This window comes from Agrobacterium sp. NPDC090283, from assembly GCF_044769685.1.
GTDB lineage: Bacteria > Pseudomonadota > Alphaproteobacteria > Rhizobiales > Rhizobiaceae > Agrobacterium.
Map to the genome: position 1 here is coordinate 305,272 of NZ_JBIVYG010000002.1, position 20,573 is coordinate 325,844.

The 20,573-nt window shown below is 60.2% G+C and carries 16 protein-coding genes; 2 read left to right on the plus strand and 14 right to left on the minus strand.

Going from position 1 to position 20,573, the window contains the following annotated elements:
• Positions 1 to 8 precede the first annotated feature (8 nt).
• Entirely contained in the window at positions 9 to 1,478 is a 1,470-nt protein-coding gene (locus ACIQUH_RS04385) for a TRAP transporter large permease subunit (protein ID WP_400812806.1), read from the plus strand.
• Between the two features lie 384 nt (positions 1,479 to 1,862).
• On the opposite strand, the gene ACIQUH_RS04390 is transcribed toward ACIQUH_RS04385, so the two are convergent.
• The gene (locus ACIQUH_RS04390) at positions 1,863 to 2,960 is read right to left on the minus strand and encodes a TRAP transporter substrate-binding protein (RefSeq protein ID WP_020011921.1); all 1,098 of its coding nucleotides are present in this window, start codon (positions 2,958 to 2,960) and stop codon (positions 1,863 to 1,865) included.
• Between the two features lie 304 nt (positions 2,961 to 3,264).
• Between ACIQUH_RS04390 and ACIQUH_RS04395 the strand changes: the two genes are divergently transcribed.
• Positions 3,265 to 4,020 (plus strand): gamma-glutamyl-gamma-aminobutyrate hydrolase family protein, encoded by a 756-nt coding sequence (locus ACIQUH_RS04395; RefSeq protein ID WP_400812807.1) that lies wholly within the window; start codon positions 3,265 to 3,267, stop codon positions 4,018 to 4,020.
• Positions 4,021 to 4,100: 80 nt separating this feature from the next.
• Here ACIQUH_RS04395 and ACIQUH_RS04400 read toward each other — a convergent pair whose 3' ends face one another.
• The 13 genes from ACIQUH_RS04400 to ACIQUH_RS04460 all read right to left on the minus strand — a co-directional run bounded on the left by ACIQUH_RS04400 (position 4,101) and on the right by ACIQUH_RS04460 (position 20,495).
• A complete protein-coding gene (locus ACIQUH_RS04400; protein WP_400812808.1) occupies positions 4,101 to 5,132 on the minus strand; it encodes an ABC transporter permease in 1,032 nt (343 codons plus the stop codon).
• 32 nt (positions 5,133 to 5,164) lie between these two features.
• Complete coding sequence (locus ACIQUH_RS04405; RefSeq protein WP_400812809.1) at positions 5,165 to 6,706, minus strand: sugar ABC transporter ATP-binding protein; 1,542 nt, start codon at positions 6,704 to 6,706, stop codon at positions 5,165 to 5,167.
• 239 nt (positions 6,707 to 6,945) lie between these two features.
• Entirely contained in the window at positions 6,946 to 7,875 is a 930-nt protein-coding gene (locus tag ACIQUH_RS04410; protein WP_400812810.1) for a sugar ABC transporter substrate-binding protein, read from the minus strand.
• A 438-nt stretch (positions 7,876 to 8,313) separates the two neighbouring features.
• Positions 8,314 to 9,756: a M20 family metallopeptidase gene (locus ACIQUH_RS04415; protein ID WP_400812811.1), complete on the minus strand. Its 1,443-nt coding sequence runs from the start codon at positions 9,754 to 9,756 to the stop codon at positions 8,314 to 8,316.
• Positions 9,757 to 9,883: 127 nt separating this feature from the next.
• Positions 9,884 to 11,428 (minus strand): ABC transporter substrate-binding protein, encoded by a 1,545-nt coding sequence (locus ACIQUH_RS04420; RefSeq protein ID WP_400812812.1) that lies wholly within the window; start codon positions 11,426 to 11,428, stop codon positions 9,884 to 9,886.
• Between the two features lie 36 nt (positions 11,429 to 11,464).
• Positions 11,465 to 12,301: a serine hydrolase gene (locus ACIQUH_RS04425; protein ID WP_400812813.1), complete on the minus strand. Its 837-nt coding sequence runs from the start codon at positions 12,299 to 12,301 to the stop codon at positions 11,465 to 11,467.
• A 13-nt stretch (positions 12,302 to 12,314) separates the two neighbouring features.
• Positions 12,315 to 13,949 (minus strand): ABC transporter ATP-binding protein, encoded by a 1,635-nt coding sequence (locus ACIQUH_RS04430; protein WP_400812814.1) that lies wholly within the window; start codon positions 13,947 to 13,949, stop codon positions 12,315 to 12,317.
• A complete protein-coding gene (locus tag ACIQUH_RS04435) occupies positions 13,946 to 14,764 on the minus strand; it encodes an ABC transporter permease (protein ID WP_400812815.1) in 819 nt (272 codons plus the stop codon). Before ACIQUH_RS04435 ends, ACIQUH_RS04430 begins: the two co-directional genes overlap by 4 nt.
• Positions 14,761 to 15,705, minus strand: coding sequence for an ABC transporter permease (locus ACIQUH_RS04440; RefSeq protein WP_003511005.1), 945 nt, complete (start codon positions 15,703 to 15,705; stop codon positions 14,761 to 14,763). Before ACIQUH_RS04440 ends, ACIQUH_RS04435 begins: the two co-directional genes overlap by 4 nt.
• Before the next feature lie 180 nt (positions 15,706 to 15,885).
• Positions 15,886 to 16,791 (minus strand): LysR family transcriptional regulator, encoded by a 906-nt coding sequence (locus tag ACIQUH_RS04445; RefSeq protein ID WP_110757939.1) that lies wholly within the window; start codon positions 16,789 to 16,791, stop codon positions 15,886 to 15,888.
• Positions 16,792 to 16,894: 103 nt separating this feature from the next.
• Positions 16,895 to 17,839 carry an isoaspartyl peptidase/L-asparaginase family protein gene (locus ACIQUH_RS04450; RefSeq protein WP_400812816.1) on the minus strand — a complete coding sequence of 315 codons (945 nt, stop codon included), beginning with the start codon at positions 17,837 to 17,839 and terminating at the stop codon, positions 16,895 to 16,897.
• Between the two features lie 44 nt (positions 17,840 to 17,883).
• A complete protein-coding gene (locus tag ACIQUH_RS04455) occupies positions 17,884 to 19,422 on the minus strand; it encodes a hydantoinase/oxoprolinase N-terminal domain-containing protein (protein ID WP_400812817.1) in 1,539 nt (512 codons plus the stop codon).
• Positions 19,419 to 20,495 carry a DUF917 domain-containing protein gene (locus ACIQUH_RS04460; protein ID WP_400812818.1) on the minus strand — a complete coding sequence of 359 codons (1,077 nt, stop codon included), beginning with the start codon at positions 20,493 to 20,495 and terminating at the stop codon, positions 19,419 to 19,421. The genes ACIQUH_RS04455 and ACIQUH_RS04460 overlap by 4 nt, the downstream gene beginning before the upstream one ends.
• Between the last annotated feature and the right edge of the window lie 78 nt (positions 20,496 to 20,573).

Consider the following 20,573-nt stretch of genomic DNA (forward strand, 5'->3'; position numbering starts at 1 on the left):
TATTTCCCATGTTCGAATATGGTATTCTTCCGCCACTGATGTTCCTCGGCATGATCATCTTCATGCTCTACGGATTTCCGGTTGCTTTCTCGCTCGCCACCGTCGGTCTCGTTTTCGGCGTCATCGGCATCTTCACCGAGCATTTTTCGCCGGCCTTTCTTCAGGCTTTGCCGCTGCGTATCTTCGGCATCGTCTCGAACGATCTTTTGCTCGCCATCCCCTTCTTCACCTTCATGGGCGCGATCCTGGAGCGATGCGGGCTGGCCGAAGATCTTCTTGAAGGGACGGGTAAACTGTTCGGTGCCATTCCCGGCGGCCTCGCTTATGCCGTCATCATCGTTGGTGCAATTCTCGGCGCGATTACCGGCACGGTGGCTGCCTCCGTCATCACCATGGGCGTCATCTCGCTGCCGATCATGCTGAAATACGGTTATAACCCGCGGCTTGCAACCGGCGTCATCGCCGCATCCGGCACGATCACGCAGGTCATTCCGCCTTCGCTGGTGCTGATCGTGCTTGCCGACCAGCTCGGCAAATCCGTTGGCGACATGTATCTGGGCGCCATCGGCCCCTCGATCCTGCAAGTCGCCATCTTCATGCTGTTCATCCTGTTCATGTCGGTCGTGCGGCCGAAGGACCTGCCGGCGCTGCCGCCGGAAGCACGGGGAGAATTGAACCGGGCGCTGGTCTTCCGCGTGCTGGCGGGCATGATCCCGTCAATCGTGCTGATCTTCCTCGTGCTCGGCACCATCTTCCTCGGCCTTGCAACGCCCACCGAAGCCGGCGCGCTCGGCGTCGTGGGCGCCATGGCGCTGGCCGCCGCGCACCGCCGCCTCAGCTGGGATCTCATCAAGCAGGGCATGCATTCCACCATGCACATCACCTCGATGGTGGTGTTCATTCTGGTCGGCGCCACCTGCTTCTCCCTCGTCTTTCAGGGCATGGACGGTTCGCTGTGGATCGAGCACATGCTGTCGGGCATTCCGGGCGGCCCCATCGGCTTCCTGATCTTCGTCAACATCTTCATCTTTTTCCTCGCCTTCTTCCTCGATTTCTTCGAGATCGCCTTCATCGTCATTCCGATGCTGGCGCCGATCGCCCAGGCGCTCGGCATCGACCTCATCTGGTTCGGCGTGCTGATCTGCATCAACATGCAGACGAGCTTCATGCATCCGCCCTTCGGATTTGCTTTGTTCTACCTGCGCTCCATCGCGCCGCGCTCGGTCAAGACATCGGATATCTACATGGGCGCCATCCCATGGCTCGGCATGCAGCTCATCCTCGTCGCCATCGTCATCTTCTGGCCGGAATCCGTCACCTACTGGCTGGACAAGGCGCCTGAGGTCGATCTGAATTCCATCAAGATCGAAGTGCCCGCCTTCGGCAATCAGGGCGGCAACACCATGCCCAATTTCGGCCAGCCGGGTGGATTGCCGGGCATGCCGAATCTTGGCGAGCCCCCGAAGATCGGACCCTGACGGGCATCTTGTAAGGACCTGGCGAAACGCTTATGATTGCGGAGTGGAAGACAGGGTTGCACCCCTGCCTTCCGTTTATTCTCTTTAGAAATTGAACCGGACAGTCACTGACCAGCCTGTCCGGTTTTTCCTAATGACGAATGCAATGCTCAGCGTTTTCCACATCGCATCACCTCCACAGTTGAGAGCAAGGCCTTTGCCGAGGTCGGCGTGGCCAATCCCCGCCGACACTCCGGCTGGTCGCGGAGCCTGCTGCTTTTGCCCACAACGGAATTGATCGTAAATCATCCTTTGTTGTCGGATGCGTGAAGGCATGCGCGCGCAACAAAAACCCCGGAGACCGAAATCCCCAGGGCCTTTGCTCGGTCCGCCGTCACCGAATAATCAGAGCTTGCCGTTACGCTGCTGGATCATCATGAAAGTATCGAACGTGTATTCCGCAAGCTGCATCCACAGATAACCTTCACGCTTGAAGGCGACCTGATCTTCGTAGATCTTCTTGAAGTCCGGATTGGAGGCCGAAATATTGGCATAGACTTCCAGCGCGGCCTTGTAGCAGGCCTCGAGGATTTCCTGGCTGAACGGCCTGAGCACCGCGCCTTCCGAAACCAGCTGCTTGATGGCGATCGGATTTTTCGCGTCGTATTTCGCCATCATGCTGGTGTTGGCGAAGGCGCAGGCGTCCTGCAGCGCCGTCTGGTAGCTTTTTGGCAGACTGTTCCACTTGTCCAGATTGACGAAGGAATGGATGACAGGGCCACCTTCCCAGAAGGCGGGATAATAATAATATTTCGCCACTTTCTGGAAGCCGAGCTTGTGGTCGTCATAGGGACCGACCCATTCCGCCGCGTCGATGGTGCCTTTTTCCAGCGCCGGATAGATATCGCCGCCGGCGATCTGCTGCGGTACCACACCGAGCTTTTCCACCACCTTGCCGGCCAGACCGGCGATGCGCATCTTCACGCCCTTGAAATCGTCGACGGTGTTGATTTCCTTGCGGAACCAGCCGCCCATCTGCGCGCCGGTATTGCCTGAAATCATGCCGTAAAGATTATGCTTGGCGTAAAATTCGTTGAGCAGCTTGTTGCCATTGCCTTCATAGAACCATGAATTCGTGAGGCGGGCATTGAGGCCGAAAGGTATGGCCGTGCCGATGGCGAAGGTCGGATCCTTGCCGACGTAATAATAGGAGCAGGTGTGGCACATTTCCACCGTGCCGGATGATACGGCATCGGCCGCCTGCAGGCCGGGCACGATTTCGCCGGCGGCAAAGGGCTGGATGGTGAAATTGCCGTCGGTTGCGGCGGCGACATGCTTGGCAATATCTTCCGCGCCGCCATAGATCGTGTCGAGCGATTTCGGAAACGACGACGTCAGGCGCCAGTTGATCTTGGTATTCTGCTGTGCAATGGCGGGCGCGGCCAGCGCTGCCGTGGCAGCTCCCGCAAGCGCACCTTTTTTCATAAAGGAACGGCGATCCATCTATATCCTCCCAGATATGAACGCTGCCCGCAGCTTTGAATTCCCCTCGTTGCTGTTCAGGCATCGCCGCAAAGTAAGCACGGTTACGGCCCGGCTGACAAGCACCCGCGCCAAGAATTAATCGCGGAAAAACCGGCCTTTCCCGGAATTTTCGAAAACTCTGCTTCGTATTTTATTTTCAACTGAAATATCCCGGCATCGCCTTATACTTTAGGCGCAGAAAGGATCGTCAGAACGCAAAACGCGTGCTTGACTTGGCCAGCCGGCAGTCGCACAAATTTCGAAGATTCGCTCCGGAGCCACCATGCCAAAACCCATTATCGCCGTTCCCGCCGACATCCGGCATTTCACCGGAGCCGACTGGCACGCCGCGCAGAACCAGTATGTTTCCGCCGCGCTGAAAGTCGCCGGCGTCATGTCCTTCATCGTCCCGGCCTTCGAGGACGGAAACGAGGTCGACGCCATTCTCGACCGGGTGGATGGCCTGCTGGTGTCCGGCTCCGCCACCAATGTGCATCCTTCCCTTTACGGAAAAGAGGCGCAGGAAAGCGACGGCCCGTTCGACCCGGCCCGTGACGCCACCAGCCTGCCGCTCATCCGCCGCGCCATTGAACGCGGCATGCCGATGCTGGCCATCTGCCGCGGCATTCAGGAGCTGAACGTCGCGCTGGGCGGCACGCTGGCTTCCGAAATTCAGGAGCAGCCCGGCATATGGGACCACCGCAAGCCGGAACATGACGACCGCGACTTGGCCTTCGCCATTCGCCAGCCGGTGCATGTGCGCGAAGGCTCCTGCATCGCGCAGCATCTCGGCATGTCCGGTGAAATCCAGATCAATTCGCTGCACCGGCAGGCAATCGCCGAAACCGCACCCCGCCTGCAGGTGGAGGCGACGGCGGCGGACGGCACCATCGAGGCCGTTTCTGTCATCGACGCCACAGGATTTGCCGTCGGCGTGCAATGGCATCCGGAATATTGGGCTGAGACAGATGCGCCGTCGCGCGCTTTGTTCGAGGCCTTCGGCAAGGCCGTCCACGACTATCGAAACAGCAAGGCATGAACCGCCGCTAATCCCATCGACTCACAAGAACACAAAAAAGGGGCAAGCCTGAAGGCCTGCCCCAAGTCTGGGAGGAGGATTTAGCGCTTTGCGCGTTTTTTCTGTCGGTAGACGTCGGCAACGACCGCGGCCACGATGATCAGGCCCTTGACGATTTCCTGATAATAGGCGTCCACCCGGAGGAAGGTGAAGCCCGACGTCATGACACCGAGGATGATGGTGCCGATCACCGTTCCAGTGATGCGGCCGGCACCGCCGGCGAGCGATGTTCCACCGATAACGGCTGCGGCGATGGCGTCGAGTTCATACATCACGCCCATACCGGCCTGCGCCGTCTGTGCGCGGGCGGCGGTGACGACGCCAGCGAGACCGGCGAGCAGGCCAGCAATGGCATAGACCTTGATCAGATGCGCCTCGATATTGATACCCGACACGCGTGCCGCCTGCTGGTTGGCGCCGATGGCATAGGTGAACTTGCCGTAGCGGGTGTAACGCAGCGCCACGTGGAAGATGACGGCGACGACGAGGAACACCACGACCGGCCAGATGCCCGTGCCGATAAAGTTGAAACCTTCCGTCAGACCGGAGATCGGCTGGCCCTTCGTATACCACTTGGAAAGACCACGCGCCGTCACCATCATGCCAAGCGTTGCGATGAAGGGCGGAATTTTGGTGCGGGCGATGAGTTGCCCGTTGATGAAGCCCGCAAGAGCACCAGCCAATATGCCAACGGCGAGCGGTATGAAGAAAGGCAGATCGGTCAATCCAGGATAAAGCGCCCGCGGCCACGTGGATGATTGCGCCACGCTGGCGGACAGCATCGCCGTCAGGCCAACAACGGAACCGGAAGAGAGATCGATGCCGCCGGTGATGATGACCTGCGTGACACCAACCGCGATGATGCCGATCACCGAGACCTGCAGGATCATGATCGTCAGGCGCTGCTGGTTCATCAGGAAGCTCTGGCCGATGAAAATCCAGCCAAGAATTTCATAAACCAGCGCAATGCCGATCAGCACGAAAAAGATATTGGCCTCCGGCGGGATGCGCCGATGCGGCTTGCGTCCGGATTTTCCATCCAACTCTGTGTTGGCGGCGGCGTTCGTATTCATAATCATTCCTCCTCGAGAAATCCCGGCGCGCCTCACCGCGATGCGAGATCCATCACTTTAACCTGCGTGGCTTCACTTCTATCAAGGAAACCCGTCACCCGACCTTCATGCATGACCATGACACGGTCGCTCATACCCAGAACCTCCGGCATTTCGGAGGAAATCATGATGACGGCGACGCCCTGGCGCGCCATCTCGCAAACCAGCTTGTGAATTTCCGCCTTGGCCCCGACATCGATACCGCGCGTCGGCTCATCCAGAATGAGAATGCGCGGCTTGGTCAGCATCCAACGGCCGATCAGAACCTTCTGCTGGTTGCCGCCGGACAGGTTTTCGATGCGCTCGTAAAGATGCGGCGTCTTGACCCGGAGCTTGCGGCACATTTCCTCGCAGGCATCCGACAGCGCGTTTTCCTGCACGAAGCCATTGGCGACATATTTGTCCTGCAGGACGGCGATCTGCATGTTCTCCAGAATATTCAGGATCAGCAGGCATCCCGTATCCTTGCGATCCTCGGTCAGAAACGCCATGCGGTGACTGATGGCCTTCGTCGGGCTGTCGATCGAAACCGGCTTGCCGTCGATTGCAATCGTGCCCGAGGAAGCGGGCGTTACACCGAACACCGTTTCCGCCACATTGGAGCGGCCCGATCCGACAAGGCCGGCAACGCCGAGAATTTCACCGGCGCGCACCTCGAAGGAAATGTCATGGAAAACGCCATCGAGCGTGAGATTCTTGACCGAAAGCACCACGTCGCCGATCGGAACCTCTTCCTTCGGGAACATCTGGGTGATTTCACGACCCACCATCATCCGAATGATGTCGTCACGCGTTACATCGCTCGAGGCGTGGGTGCCGATATATTTGCCGTCGCGGAAAACCGAAAACTCATCGGCGATCTCGAACAGCTCGTTCATCTTGTGGGTGATGTAGACGATACCGATACCGCGTTCCCGGAGATCGCGGATGATGCGGAAGAGATGCTCGACCTCGCGCTCCGTCAGCGCAGATGTCGGCTCATCCATGATGAGAACGTCGGAATCATAGGAGACAGCCTTGGCGATCTCGACCATTTGGCGACTTGCCACCGAAAGCTCGCCGACGCGGGTTTCCGGGTCGAGATCGATACCCAGCCTTTCCAGCAGCGTTTCGGTGCGGCGATACATTTCGCCGTGATCGATAAGGCCCAGCCGGTTCTTCGGCTCGCGTCGTATCCAGATGTTTTCCGCCACCGTCATATAGGCCATCAGGTTCAGTTCCTGATGGATCATGGCAATGCCGTTTTCCAGCGCATCGAGCGGGGAATCGAGACGTATGCCGGCGCCTTTCAGGCGAATTTCGCCACTGTCCGGCTGGTAGATGCCGGCCAGGATCTTCATCAGCGTCGATTTTCCGGCGCCATTCTCGCCCATCAGCGCATGCACGGTGCCGCGCTTGAGCTTGAACTGCACATCATCGAGCGCCACGACGCCGGGAAATTCCTTGCGTATGCCTTCCGCCGAGAGAAGATACTCCGCATTCGGCACGGCTCCGCTGGCGCGCACGGCGGCCATTGTCGATGGACTGACGACCATCTCATCCTCCACAATAGACAAAAATGACCGGAAACAGGCTTTACCAAACGGCGCACCTTGCCTCCGGGGAGGCTTGCAGCGCCATGTCGATCACGACATGAGAGGCGCTGCAACACTTTGAATTCACTGAAATTCAATCGTAATCCGCTCGCGCACCGAAGCTTGTCTTCGGTGCCGTCGGAAACCGGCATCTGCCTCCAATATCGATCTGAACGGGTGCAGATGCCGGAAGGCGGCCGTTAGTTCTTGGCCACGTAGTCCTTGACGTTTTCAGGCGTGACGAGCTGGAAAGGAATGTAGACCTTCTTCTCGACCTTGTCGCCCTTGACGAGCTTCAGCGCCGCATCGAGGGCGCCCTTGCCCTGCCCTGCCGCATCCTGGAACACCGTCACATCGAGATCGCCCGACTGCATGGCCGCAAGTGCATCCTGTGTGGCATCCACGCCGGCGACGACGTAGTCCTTCATGTCCTTGCCAGCGGCCTTCAGTGCCTGAACGGCACCGATCGCCATTTCATCGTTGTTGGCGATGACGGCGTTGAACTCGATACCGCTGGAGAGCCAGTTGGTGACAAGGTCGGAACCCTGCGTGCGCTGCCAGTTCGCGGTCTGCTCTTCAACAACCGAAATGCCCTTGCATTCGTCGGTCTGCAAAACGTCCTTTGCAGACTGCGTGCGCATGCGCGCCGCCTGGTTCGAAAGCTCGCCCATCATGATGACGGCCTTGCCCTTGCCACCGAGAAGGCGGCAAACTTCTTTGGCTTCAAGCGTGCCGGCCACCGTTTCATCGGAGGCGACGAATGCCTGGCCGTCCGGCAGGGTATCCACGTTCACCGGCTGGCGGTTGACGTAAACCAGCGGAATTTTCGCGTCCGCGGCCAGCTTGGACATGGCCGCCGTCGCATCCGTGTCAACCGGATTGACGATGATCGCATCGACCTTGGAAGCGATGAAATTCTGGATCTGGCTCTGTTGCTTGGCGACGTCGTTCTGCGCGTCTTCAACCTGCAGGGTCACGCCCTTCAGTTCCTTGGAATAATCCTGCATGCCGTTGCGCAGCACGGTCAGGAAGTTGTCGTCGAACAGCGCCATCGAGACGCCTACAGTCTCCGCATGTGCCGCCGTGCCCAGAAGCACAGACATGGCTGCGCCGATGATAAATTTCTTCATTGTTTTCTCCTCCTCGGTGTCCGGCGCCACCTCTCCCAGCCGGAGGCGAACCCGAAAGCCCGCCGCTACCTCCTCACATTCAGAAAACGGAATAATGAAACCGATTTTCTGTCTGTTCGATATATTTATTCCATTTTTGGGCTGAACGTCAATGCTTTCTTCACGACCCGGCGGCAAAGCGACACACAAGGCGGTGATGATGAGGGATTCCAGAGGATGTCCATTCCGGACGGGGCTGCCGATGAAAGCGTCCAAGCTCCATCCGCCTCATGTCCACCCGTGAAGCGGGGAGCCGTAAGGCGTTGAAATTACGGACGCCCGGTTCGAAGCTCGGAATGAGTTCGACTATGATGGAAGATTTATTCCAAGCAAAAATCCGCCGGCCCTTTTTTTCACAAGGCCGGCGACAAAAGAAGAGCGTGACAAGTGCGTAGTGTCTTACCGGTGGGAAGCGGGCATGACATCGGCGGGAATCGGGCAGACATATTCGCTGCCCTCGGTCTTTTCCTGCCACTCTTTTTTGGCACTGGCGAGCAGTTCCGGCGCGGTCATCAGCGCAAGACCGGTCGATGCAAGCGTCTTGGCGGCATGCGCCATGGCCTTGTGAGCGGCGGGGCTTTTGCCCTGCGCCACCACCTGCCAGGTATGCGGATTGGTGCCGATCGCCCAGGCCGGCGTCCAGCACTGCGCCGTCGGCGTGATCCAGCTGACGTCGCCGACATCGGTGGAACCCGCCCGGAAATGCGACTGGCCCTCGAAATCACGCAGGCCGAGATGCAGGGGCGTCGAACCATCGATCTTCCGGTTGGAAAAAACATCACCCTTTATCTGGTAGAGCCGGATGCTGCTTTTGATCGCCTCGTCAGTAAAGGTGTCCTGAATGCTCTTTGCGAAAGCGATATCCGCCTCATCGAAGGCGATAGGGCCAAGCGCTACCATGTTTTCATGCATCGCCGTTTCCAGCGTGATGTTGGGCAAAAGGTTGGTTGAGGCGGTATCGAAGACGATCTCGACCTCGGTCTCGGTCATCATCGCCGCGCCGCGCGCCACCTTGTCCACGCGCGCCGCAAGATCGAGCGCCTGACGCATTTCCGGGGCGCGGATCAGGTAAAGCACTTCGGCCTTGGCCTGCACCACATTCGCCGCCTTGCCGCCGGTATCGGTGATTGCATAATGCACCCGGCAATCCTGCGGCATGTGTTCGCGCAGGAAATTGACGCCGACATTCATGAGTTCGACGGCATCGAGCGCCGAGCGTCCGAGATGGGCGGCGTTGGAGGCGTGGGCCGCAACACCCTTGAAACGGTAGAAATATTCCAGCACGGCAAGATTATTGGTGGAACGCACGCCGTTGAACGGGGCCGGATGCCAGGTCAGCGCCGCATCGACATCATCAAACAGGCCAGCCCGCACCATGAAGGTCTTGCCCGAACCGCCCTCCTCACCGGGGCAACCGTAATAACGCACGGTGCCGGGCAGATTATTGGCTTTAAGATGCCGGGCAAGCGCGATGGCCCCCATCAGCGAGCCGACGCCCAGGAGGTTATGGCCGCAGCCATGGCCGGTGGCGTCCGCCTCGCGCGGCTGCACCTGCGCCACATCGGCCACCTGGCTCATGCCGGCCAGCGCATCGAATTCGCCGAGGAAGGCAATGACCGGCTTGCCGCTGCCGAATTCGCCGATGAACGCCGTTTCCATGCCTGCCACGCCGCGGCGAACCGCAAAGCCGTTTTCCTCAAGCGCGGCGGCGAGAACGCCAGCGGATTGCCGTTCTTCAAATTTAAGCTCGGCAAAATCCCAGATGCTGTCGCTTAGGGTGGTGAAGTCGGGCTTCATGGCCTCGACCTCGGCGGCAATCGACATCACGGCATCACGGTTCATGGCTTGTCCTCGCATTTCCGCCCTTTACGGGCACGCGCAAGCGCTTCGGCGGATGCACCGCCAAATCCTTGCACCCTATGATGGAAAGCCCGCGCCGGGGTCCGCCTCCGGCGCGGGCAAGAGTGGATCAGTTGTCGACCGAGACTTCCCAGAGGCGGGCGTTCGACTGCCAGACCGGCTGGCCCTTGAGCTTCTTCGTGGCACCCCAGACATCGACCATGTCATAGAGGAAGATGCCCGGCATTTCCTTCAGCATCAGCTCATGGAACTCGTCGAAAATCTTCTGGCGCTTCGTCTGGTCGGCCTCGACATAGGCCGCCTTCATCAGCTCGATCGCCTTCGGATCATCCCACATCAGCGAGGCGTTCTTGTCCTTGTTGCCGACATAGAAGGCATACATCAGCGCCGGATCGAGACGCGGGGCGACCGACTGCGAGATCACCTGATAATTGCCGGAGCGACGGCGATCGACCTGCGTGGCATAATCCAGCACCTCGATCTGCACGTTGAGACCCGCCTGCTGCATCATGGCCTGCGCCATGACGGCGGCCGGGAAGCTCGGCACGTTGCCACGCTTGTTGGCGATGATGGAGATCGGCTCGCCCTTGTAACCGGCGGCCTCCAGTTCCTTCTTCGCGGCCTCGATGTCATAGGCCGGACGCTTTTTCTGGGTCTCGTCGAAATAGACCGAGTCCTGCGAGACCATCGAGCCGTTGGCTTCACCCGTGCCGTTCGATGCGGCAGCAACCAGTTCATCGAGATCGAGCGCCATCGCCATGGCGCGGCGCACGCCTGGATTACTCAGCACCTTGTCGCGGGTCTGGATGTAGAACAGGTTCTTGCCGTTGTTGCGGGCAACGATGAGCTGCATCTTGTCATTGGTCTTGAATTCCGGAATGAGATCGGGGGAAATCTCAGCCGTATCGAGCACGCCGGATTCAAGGCCCGCTTTCACCGTCGAAGCATCTGGAATGACCATGAATTTGATGCCATCGGCCAGCGGCCGCTTGGAGCCGACCATGCCATCAGGCTTGCCGTCATTTGCCGGCGAAACATAATCAGCAAATTTGGCGAGGCGGATATATTCGCCTTTCTTCCACTCGTCCCACTGGAATGGGCCGGTGCCGATCGGCTTGACGAAGCTGCCATCGGCAGCAACCGATTCCGGTGAGATCATGCCGGTATAACCGCATTCCGGCCGCGACATGAGGCCAAGGAAAACGCCGGAGGGTTTTTCAAGGGTGATCTCAACCGTGGAAGCATCCGTGGCCTTGACGCCGGTGACGTGCGCTGCCCCGCCTTCCGCGAAATCGTTAAGGCAGGTCCATTTTGTTTCCGGCTTCAGATAACGTGTCCAGTTCCAGGCAACATCCTCTGCGGTGAGCGGCTTGCCATTGTGGAATTTCACGTCCTTGCGCAGCTTGAACGTATAGGTCAGGCCGTCAGCCGCAACCTCGACGCTTTCGGCCAGAAGCGGCTTCACCTCGCCAGCATTGTTATAACCGACGAGGCCTTCGACGATGTGCAGGATAACCCCATCCGTATTGCCATCGCGGTTCACACCAGGATTGTTGCTGCGCAGATCCGAGCTCTGCGCGATGGTGATGTCGCGTGCTGCGGCCATATTGGCGGTCACGAGCAGGGCAACGCCTGCGAGAAGAAGTTTTTTCACTGTTCTACCCTCTTTGTTGTCGTTGATTATGATTGATTAAAAACCGTCCCAGCAGGCCTGTGCCAGCCGGCCAATCGTTTCGAGTGCGACGGTATAGCCCGGCGTGCCGTCAGGCATGGTTTGCGGCACCTCGTCGGTATAGGTGGTGATGATGAAGGACGGCGCGCCGTTTCTGTAGACGATGCCGGCATCCATGCGCCCGCGCTTGCCGCGGCCGCTCTTGCTGGCCACCACCGCCTCGAAAGGCAGGCGGGAGCGAATTCCATACCGCAAAATCTGGTTCTTCAGCGTCTGCATCGCCCACTCGCACAATTGCGGGCTACAACCGAGCTTTGCCTGCGCCTCGGGCGACGATTGGGCATCCAGAATTGTCTGCAGCAGAAGCACCTGATCCGCCGCCGAGGTGGTGGTGACGGTTTTCAACGGATGGTCGGCCGCCAGCGCCAGCGGCGGGATGAGGAAACGGTGATGGGTATTGGCCATGCCGAGCGATTTGCAATAGCCGTCCACCTCTTCCAGCGTCAGCCTCTCCAGCACCATCTTGGTGCAGACATTGTCGCTCAGCACCATCATGCCGGCAACGGCATCGCGCAGCGAAATGACGATACCCGGCGTCATATAACGGAACATGCCGCTCGCGACCTCTTCCACCAGCCGCTTTTCATAGGTGACGGGCTGGTCGAGATCGATCCGCCCTTCGCTGGCGGCCTTGAGAACGGCCATCATGATCGACGTTTTGCGGGTGCTGCCCGATGGCGTCTCCTCGTTTTCTCCCCGGCCGATCTCTTCGCCGGTCAGGAGATTGCGCACCATAAAGCGCGTCACGAAAGGCTGTGCATCACAGATCGCATTCAGTTGGGCAGCCACAGTCATTGTCATCTTCCTGTTAAACTTCATCTTCCAGACGCCATTTCAGTGTCACGCCGCCTTTTTCATTCTGGTCGAGGGCGGGAATGGCCGAGAGCAGCCGGCGCGTATAGGCCTCCCTCGGACTGTCGAAAATCGTGTCGCGGTCACCCTCTTCGATGATGCGACCGTCCTGCATGACGACGACACGGTCGGCCACCTGCTCCACCACACCGAGATCGTGGCTGATGAACAGGCATGAAAAACCGTAACGTTTCTGCAGATCGGAAAAGAGATCGAGCACCTGCGCCCGCACCGTCACGTCGAGCGCCGAGACCGGTTCGTCGGCGATCAGGAACCGCGGACGGCGGGCAATGGCGCGGGCAATCGCCACGCGCTGGCGCTGGCCGCCGGAAAGCTCATGCGGATAGCGGGCGGCAAAATCGGCGCCGAGCCCCACTTCCTCCAGCGTTTCCAGCGCCCGCTTGCGCTTGGCGGCCTGGTCGAGGTCAGGCACGAGGCGCAATGCCTCCTCCACCAGCGCCTGAATGGTCATGCGCGGATCGAGCGAGGAATAGGGATCCTGAAACACCATCTGGCAATTCAGGCGATAATCCTTCCAGTCCTCGTTGCGCTCGCGGCCCTGAAAGCGGATATGCCCTTCGCTTTCCTGCACAAGCCCGGCAATGGTGCGGCCAAGCGTCGTTTTGCCAGAACCGGAACCACCGACGAGCGCCACGACCTCGCCCTCATGAATATCGATGCTGACACCATGCAGCGCCCGCTTCGGTTTGGCTTTTTTCAGCAGGGATTTGCGACCGGCATAATCCACAACGATATCGCGGGCCGAAACCATTGGCGCCTTGGAGGTGTCGATGCTGCGCGGCTCACCGCGAAACGGCAGGGAGGAAAGCAGCTTTTTCGTATAGGGGTGCTGCGGCGCGTCCAGCAGGTCCTCGGTGCGGCCTTGTTCGACGATCGTGCCTTTTTCCATCACCACGATACGGCTGGTATAACGTGCCACCATCGGCAGATCGTGACTGATGAGGAGAACGGCAGTGCCTTCCGCCCGCGTCAGTTCCACCATCAGTTCCATGACATCGCGCTGGATGACCGCGTCAAGCGCCGTCGTCGGTTCGTCGGCGATCAGCAAAGCCGGTTTCAGCAGCATGACCGAGGCCAGCATGATGCGCTGGCGCATGCCGCCGGAAAACTCGTGCGGATAGGCCGTCAGCGCACCTTCGGGATCGCGGATGCCGACCCGGCGCAGCATGTCGAGAATTTTCTCGCGGCGCTCTTCGGGCGACAACTTCGTGTGAAGGATCAGCCCCTCTTCCAGCTGCCGGCCAATCGTCATCGATGGGTTGAGGGAGGTCATCGGCTCCTGAAACACCACGCCGATCTCCGCGCCGCGCAGACGCCGCAGATCCTTCACCGGCAGGGACATGACATCCTGCCCCTTATAGATGATCGACCCGCCGGTGACGGCGATGGCCGGCGGCAGAAGCGAGATGAGCGCGCGGGTGGCGAGCGTCTTGCCCGAGCCGCTTTCGCCGACGATGCCGAAGATTTCGCCCGCAGCAATATCGAAGGAGATATCCTTGACCACCCGGTGGCCGGTTCTGGCGACTTCGAGCGAAAGGCCGCGAACGGTGAGAAGTGTATTAACAGTCATTTGAGACCTCTCATGCGCGGGTCAAGCCTGTCGCGAAGGGCATCGCCCAGAAGATTGATGCCAAGCAGCGTCAGCGCGATGCAGAGACCGGGGAAAAGCCCGAGCCAAACGGCCTGCTGGATGAAGGGACGGCCGGCGGCCAGCATGTTGCCCCAGGTGGGCGCCGGCGGCGGCACGCCAAGGCCGAGGAAGGAGAGCGCGCTTTCCGACAGGATGGCCCAGCCGAACATGGAGGTGGCAAGAACCGTGATCGGCGCGATGCAATTGGGCAGGATGTGGCGGAACATGGTGTAGATCTCGCCATTGCCCATCACCAGCGCCGCCTCGATGAATTCCCGCTCGCGCAGAGAAAGCACGGCACCGCGCACCACGCGGGCCATGGATGGCGTATAGGCGATGCCGAGCGCGAAGATGATGCCATACTGGTTTGCGCCGAAAACCGCGAGCAGGCCGAGCGCCAGCAGAATGCCGGGAAATGCCAAGAGCGCATTGTTGATGGCCATGATGACGCCATCCACCCAGCCTCGCGCATAACCGCTGACAAGGCCGATCAGCGTGCCGAAGATCGTCGCGAAGCTGACCGTCAGGAAGCCGATCCAGACGCTGGCCCGTGCGCCAACCATCAGGCGGCTCAAAACATCGCGCCCGAATTCGTCGGTGCCGAGAAGATGGCTGGCGCTTGGGCCGGCCAGACGCGAGGCAAAGCCGAGCTTCATCGGGTCATAGGGGGTCCAGAACAGACCGGTTGCGGCGGTGATGAGCAGGAGGGCGATGAGAAAGCCGCCGATAAGCCCGTTAAGTGTGAACTTTTTCATTCGGCAACCACACGCGGATCGAAGAGGGGATAAAGAAGGTCGACGAACAGGTTGACCAGCACATAGGACAACGAAACGAACAGCAGGCAGCCCTGTATGACCGGATAGTCGCGGGCAAAAATACTGTCGACCATCAGCCGTCCGAGGCCGGGAATGGTGAACACCGTCTCGATGACAGCGATGCCGCCGAGGAGATTGCCGAGGATGAGGCCGATCATCGTCCAGGTCGGACCGAATGCATTCTTGAAGGCATGCCGCCAGAGCACGGCGCTTTCCGAAAGGCCCTTGGCACGGGCATGGGTAATGTAATCCAGCCGCAGCACTTCCAGTGTCGAGGCGCGCGCCATGCGGATCAGAACGCCCATTTCGTGGATCACCAGCGTCATGACGGGCAGGACGAGATAAAGCATGCCACCGACAAGATTATCGCTGATCGACACATATCCCAGCACCGGCAGCCAGCCGAGCTTGAGGCCGAAGAACAGAAGAAGCAGCAGGCCCAGCCAGAATGTCGGGATGGAGAGGAGCAGGGTTGCCGTTCCCACCAGCGCAAGATCGGTCAGGCTGTTCTGTTTCCAGGCGGCAATCACGCCTGCCGGAACTGCAATCAGGCTGGCGAGCAGCACGGCGACCACGACGATCTCGGCGCTGACGAGAAAGCGCGAGACGACCAGCGGCAACACCGCTTCGTCGTTGACGATGGAGCGGCCGAAATCGCCCTGCACCACATTGCCGGCCCAGATGACGAATTGTTGCGGCATGGACTTGTCGAGGCCGAGTTCGGTCCTCATCGCTTCGATCTGTTCCGGTTGCGCCATGTCGCCCAGCATCAGGGCAGCCGGATCGCCCGGAATGAAGCGGATGAGCGCAAAGACCGTGATCGACACGAATGCGATCGTCGGCAGCGCCATCAAAAGACGGCTCAGTATGAATCTTATCATCGGTTCCCCACGATTGATGGCCGGGAACGTGTTCCCGCCTCTATCGGTTTCGTTGCTGGCGACTATGACGGATTGAGAAATATCGCGCAATATTATGCGTAAATGTCATATGTCTATGCAGAATGGCGGCGCGTTTCATCCTGATGAGGACAATGAGATTTTCCGCCCAAAGTCCCGTTTTCAGTCGATTTTTTGCGAAAGCTGGATTTCCCGCTTCAGGGCATCGCTCAGTGCCTGCGCCGCGATGGACAAGGGTGCACCCGAAGCGCGGGCAAGACCGAATTCCTGTGTCGCCTGCGGGACGAATGGCCGGGCGACAACGGGAAGGTGCCGGTAGAGGTTGGCATAAAAACTGCTGATGATCGTTACCCCCAACCCGTGCGCCACATAGGCGCAGGCGGAACTGTTGGTATGGGTCTCGATCTTCACCATAGGCTTGACGCCGGCCTTCTTGAACACCTGATCGAGCGCCATGCGGTTCGGCCGCTGCCGGCCGATCAGGATGAGCGGAACATTGCGCAGATCCTTGACGGTGATTTCGGTGAGTTCAGCCAGCGGATGATCCTCCCGGACCACACAGACGCTCTTGCCGGTCGCAACACGTTCGACATCGATGCCCGGCCCGATCTCGCCTTCCATCCGCAGGAAACCCAGATCGATTACCCGTTCGCCCACCAGCTTGTTGATGGCGGTGGTCGTCTCGAAGAAGGTTTCGATACGCACGCCGGGAAAATCCCGGACGTAATCAATCAGCATGGCGGGCGCGAAATTCTCCCACATGCTGCTCGGCAGGCCGATGCGAACGATTTCCGGGCCGGCAGCACCATTGCGCAGATCTTCGGCATGGCCGGACATGCGATCGACGGCGAGCAGCACGTTTTCGGCATCACGGGCAAGAAGTGCGGCCTCCGGCGTCGGAATGAGCCGCCCTTTGTCGCGGGCAAACAGTGTCAGCGACAAATCCGATTCGAGCTGCGCCAGAAGCCGGCTGACACCGGACTGGCTGAGACCCATGGCCTTGGCCGTGGCAATGGTCGAGCCGGTGGAAAGAAGCGTGCGCAGGACTTCGAGCTGCTTGATGTTCATGAGGCCAGCACCATGGATGAGAAACGAGCCGGTAACGGTTCAAACCTTTTGCCGCCGATAGCGCTTCCTGTCACCGGTTTTTTATCCTGCGCGCGACAGCAACCTACAATTTCACCTCATAGACCGTGTCATGGGTGGCCACACGTGCCTCGCCCGATGGCGTCACCCAACCACGGAACATGCCGGGTGTATTATAGGGTGCAGCAATACCGCCTTCGGCATCGATCGCCACTAGCCCGGCACCGATATCGTAGGGTGCCAGATCCTTGTGCACGAGATTGCCGGCGGCGGTCTCCAGATCCTGCCCAAGATAGGCAACGCGGGACGCGATCTCGTGGCCGACGACATAACGGATGAAAAACTCGCCCTTGCCGGTGCCCGAGACCGCACAGGCGCCATCCCGCGCATAGGTGCCGGCGCCGATCACCGGGCTGTCTCCCACGCGGCCGTCCGGCTTGTTGGTGTAACCGCCGGTCGAGGTGGCCGCAGCAAGATGCCCCGCCGCATCGCGCGCCACTGCGCCTACGGTCCCGTGCTTTTCGTTTTCAGTCGCTTCCGTGCCTGTGGCGGCATGACGCTTCATCGCCGCCAGTGCCTCCACGCGCTTTTGTGTGGTGAAGTAGGATTGAGGCTCGGTGGCTAGCCCCTTTTCCCTGGCAAAGCCGTCGGCCGCCTCACCCGTCAGATAGACGGCACGTTCATCCACCATCAGCGCGCGGGCCGCCTTCACCGGGTTGCGGATGGCGCGGGAGGCGCTGATCGCGCCCGCCGCCAGTGTGGCGCCATCCATGATGGATGCATCGAGTTCGTGAATGCCGTTTTCGTTGAGTGCGGCACCATGCCCGGCATTAAAATGCGGACTATCCTCCATGACAACGACCGCCGCCTCGACCGCCTCAAGCGCGCTTCCGCCAGCCTTCAGCACGCCATAACCGGCACGCAGCGCCGCCGCCAGATCGTCGCGCGCAGCGGCCCACTCCTCAGACGTCATGCTGTCTTCCGGCATCACGCCACAACCGCCGTGAATGGCCAGTGCGATCTTCGTCATGTGCTCACTCCCTCGTCGCCCCACTCCGGCAGGGCCTCTTACCATCAATGAAAGGCGATATCGCCGATGACCCGTACGCGCACTCTGCGAGCGCCGCCCGGCAGATAGGCGATCGGGATATCCTCCACCTCAAGCGTCTTGAGGCTCGCCCGCTCAGCGCCAGACGCAACGGCTGCGTTCTGCGCCTCTGTCTCGGCCTTCGCAAGGGCTTCGTCCCGGCTCAGTCCGGAAAAGACCTGGTCGACCTCACCAGAAACCTGCGCCATCGCCGCGCCCAGCGCATTGGCAACCCCGGCATTTTCCACACGCAACACTTCCGACGCACCCGGAACCGTCTCGGGGATCAGGAAAGCCCCACCGCCGACCGCGACCAGCGGCACGTTTTCGGCCGAGGTCTTCATCTGGTCGAAACTGTCGGCCACCATGTCACGGATGCGTTGAAGCGAGGCCTGCACGAAAGCCGGATCGAGGTCTTTTACACGGTCGCGGTCACCCATCTCGATCAGGCCAGCGGCAACGGCGATATCCGACGTCGTCAGTGTCTCGCCGCCGAAAACACGGGCTTCCGTCAGGATGCGGTAACCGACCGAACGCGGGCCGATCTTACCTGTCTCAGGGTCAACGATGGTGCCGCCGCCGAGCGCAATCGGCAGAAGATCGGGCATACGGAAGAGCGTGCGTACCCCGCCAATATGAACGATATTGTTCGCCTCGCGCGGAAAGCCGCCGACAAGGCAGCCGATATCGGAGGTGGTGCCGCCAACATCCACGACCATCGCATCGGAAAGCCCGGTGAGGAAGGCCGCACCGCGCATCGAATTGGTCGGGCCGGAAGCGAAGCTGTGCACGGGGTTGGTGGCGGCCACATCCGCGAGCGCCACGGTGCCGTCATTCTGGGTCAGATAGAACGGCGCCTTCACGCCCGCTTCGCGCAGCGCATCCGAAAATGCCTGAACCGTTGTCTTGCCGAGCGTTTGCAGCGCTGCATTCAGGAGAGCGACATTTTCTCGCTCGAGCAGCCCGATGCGGCCAAGCGTATGGGAAAGCGTGATGCGTGCATCAGGGATCACAGAACGGACGATTTCCGCCGCCCTCACCTCGCACTCCGTCGTCAGCGGTGAGAAGGTCGCGGAAATGGCGATGGAAGTGATACCCGCATCGCGGATTTTCATCGCCGCCTCACGGATTTCACCGGGAACCATCGGCACCAGCGGACTGCCGTCATATTCATGGCCGCCGTGAACCATGAAGATCAGCGGATCAACGGCCTCGCGAAGATCCTTCGGCCAGTCGCACATGGGCGGCAGTGAAGAACCTGTTGGCAATGCGATGCGGATCGCCGCGACCCGTTCCAGCCGGGCGCGTTCCACCACCGCATTGGTGAAGTGCGTGGTGCCGATCATCACAGCATCGATTGGCCGGTCGGCCGCGCCGACATGGCCCGCCACATGGGCAAGCGCCGCCTTCACGCCGGACAGGACATCCTGCGTGGTCGGGACCTTGATGGAAGCAACGATGGTGTCTCCATCGATCAGAACGGCATCCGTATTGGTGCCGCCAACGTCAATACCGATGCGTTTCATGGGAATACCGATCTGAAATCAATGTCATAACCGAAGGCGCGCGGGCCGACGGCAGCGATACCGGCAGGCGTCGTCAGAAGCTCCGGCGCCGGCAGGGCTACAACCGTGACGCGCTGGCCGTATCGTACCGATTCCGTACCGATGGCACCGCCCGAAATAGTATCGAGAAGGCAAAGCAGGTCAGGCGTCATGGCGACGGGCTGGCCGTCGCGGAAGGCAACCGCCCATTCGTTCTGGAAGGCCAGTTCCATGCGCGAACCGCGGTCGGCATCAATGCCTTCAATGGTCGTGCTGCCGCGCAGGAAACCACCGGTGGTCTCACGCGCCACATCCACCACCTTGCCACGGAACAGCTGCTTGCCGCCCTCGTGGTTAAGAACCGCCTGAACCGGATCGTCATGGCGCGCACGCGCCTCCATCACAGCGCGCCCAAGGTCAGTCGCTTTGGTGACGGTGTAGTGAATGCCCCATTCCTTCACTTCCTTGCCGGTGCGCGGCGCCTTGCAGGTGGCGGCGGTGGAGCCGACTTCGGTGCAGACCTTGCGCGAGATGCGCTCCATCCATTTCCACGAAGCAGCCCGCGTCACGATCACCTCATTGTCGCGCACATCGACGAGCGACAGCGGAAACATCGGCAGGTTGCCGATGGCGAAGGATGTCATCTGCGCCTCGGGATAGGCGCGTCCCATGGCATCGGCATTAACAACCGGCCGGTCGAGCACGGCGGCGGCGAGGAAAGACGACAGCGCATTGGAGCCGCCGATCTCCACGCTCATGATCGCCCGAAACGGCTTGCCGAGATAATCCTCCATCACCTCGACGGCACGGGCGAGATGCACGGGATCCCCCAGCCGCTCCTGACCGACAAGCGGCGCACCCATCTTGGAGACGACGGCAACCATGTCGTCATCGGCAAGCGCCATCGGGTCCATCACCTTCACCCGTCGTCCCTCGGCATAGAGGCGGCGCAGATTAAGCGTCGAGATATAGGGATTGCCGCCGCCACCCGTTCCCAGAATCCAGGCACCGGTGGCCAGAGGTTCGATATCGTCTTCGGAAAATTCCTGGATCATGCGTCATCCTCGGGCATGCCGCAGCCTTTCCGGCCGCAAGCGATGCTCCTTCCCTTTGAAGTTCCAAGTCTGGCCAAC

Coding starts and splice junctions, on each gene's coding strand:
- ACIQUH_RS04455 (WP_400812817.1), bottom strand. CDS start 19,422: ATGAAACGCATCGGTATTGACGTTGGCGGCACCAATACGGATGCCGTT.
- ACIQUH_RS04450 (WP_400812816.1), bottom strand. CDS start 17,839: ATGACGAAGATCGCACTGGCCATTCACGGCGGTTGTGGCGTGATGCCG.
- ACIQUH_RS04425 (WP_400812813.1), bottom strand. CDS start 12,301: ATGACTGTGGCTGCCCAACTGAATGCGATCTGTGATGCACAGCCTTTC.
- ACIQUH_RS04405 (WP_400812809.1), bottom strand. CDS start 6,706: ATGGTCGTCAGTCCATCGACAATGGCCGCCGTGCGCGCCAGCGGAGCC.
- ACIQUH_RS04400 (WP_400812808.1), bottom strand. CDS start 5,132: ATGAATACGAACGCCGCCGCCAACACAGAGTTGGATGGAAAATCCGGA.
- ACIQUH_RS04390 (WP_020011921.1), bottom strand. CDS start 2,960: ATGGATCGCCGTTCCTTTATGAAAAAAGGTGCGCTTGCGGGAGCTGCC.
- ACIQUH_RS04395 (WP_400812807.1), top strand. CDS start 3,265: ATGCCAAAACCCATTATCGCCGTTCCCGCCGACATCCGGCATTTCACC.
- ACIQUH_RS04435 (WP_400812815.1), bottom strand. CDS start 14,764: ATGAAAAAGTTCACACTTAACGGGCTTATCGGCGGCTTTCTCATCGCC.
- ACIQUH_RS04410 (WP_400812810.1), bottom strand. CDS start 7,875: ATGAAGAAATTTATCATCGGCGCAGCCATGTCTGTGCTTCTGGGCACG.
- ACIQUH_RS04430 (WP_400812814.1), bottom strand. CDS start 13,949: ATGACTGTTAATACACTTCTCACCGTTCGCGGCCTTTCGCTCGAAGTC.
- ACIQUH_RS04440 (WP_003511005.1), bottom strand. CDS start 15,705: ATGATAAGATTCATACTGAGCCGTCTTTTGATGGCGCTGCCGACGATC.
- ACIQUH_RS04460 (WP_400812818.1), bottom strand. CDS start 20,495: ATGATCCAGGAATTTTCCGAAGACGATATCGAACCTCTGGCCACCGGT.
- ACIQUH_RS04385 (WP_400812806.1), top strand. CDS start 9: ATGTTCGAATATGGTATTCTTCCGCCACTGATGTTCCTCGGCATGATC.
- ACIQUH_RS04415 (WP_400812811.1), bottom strand. CDS start 9,756: ATGAACCGTGATGCCGTGATGTCGATTGCCGCCGAGGTCGAGGCCATG.
- ACIQUH_RS04445 (WP_110757939.1), bottom strand. CDS start 16,791: ATGAACATCAAGCAGCTCGAAGTCCTGCGCACGCTTCTTTCCACCGGC.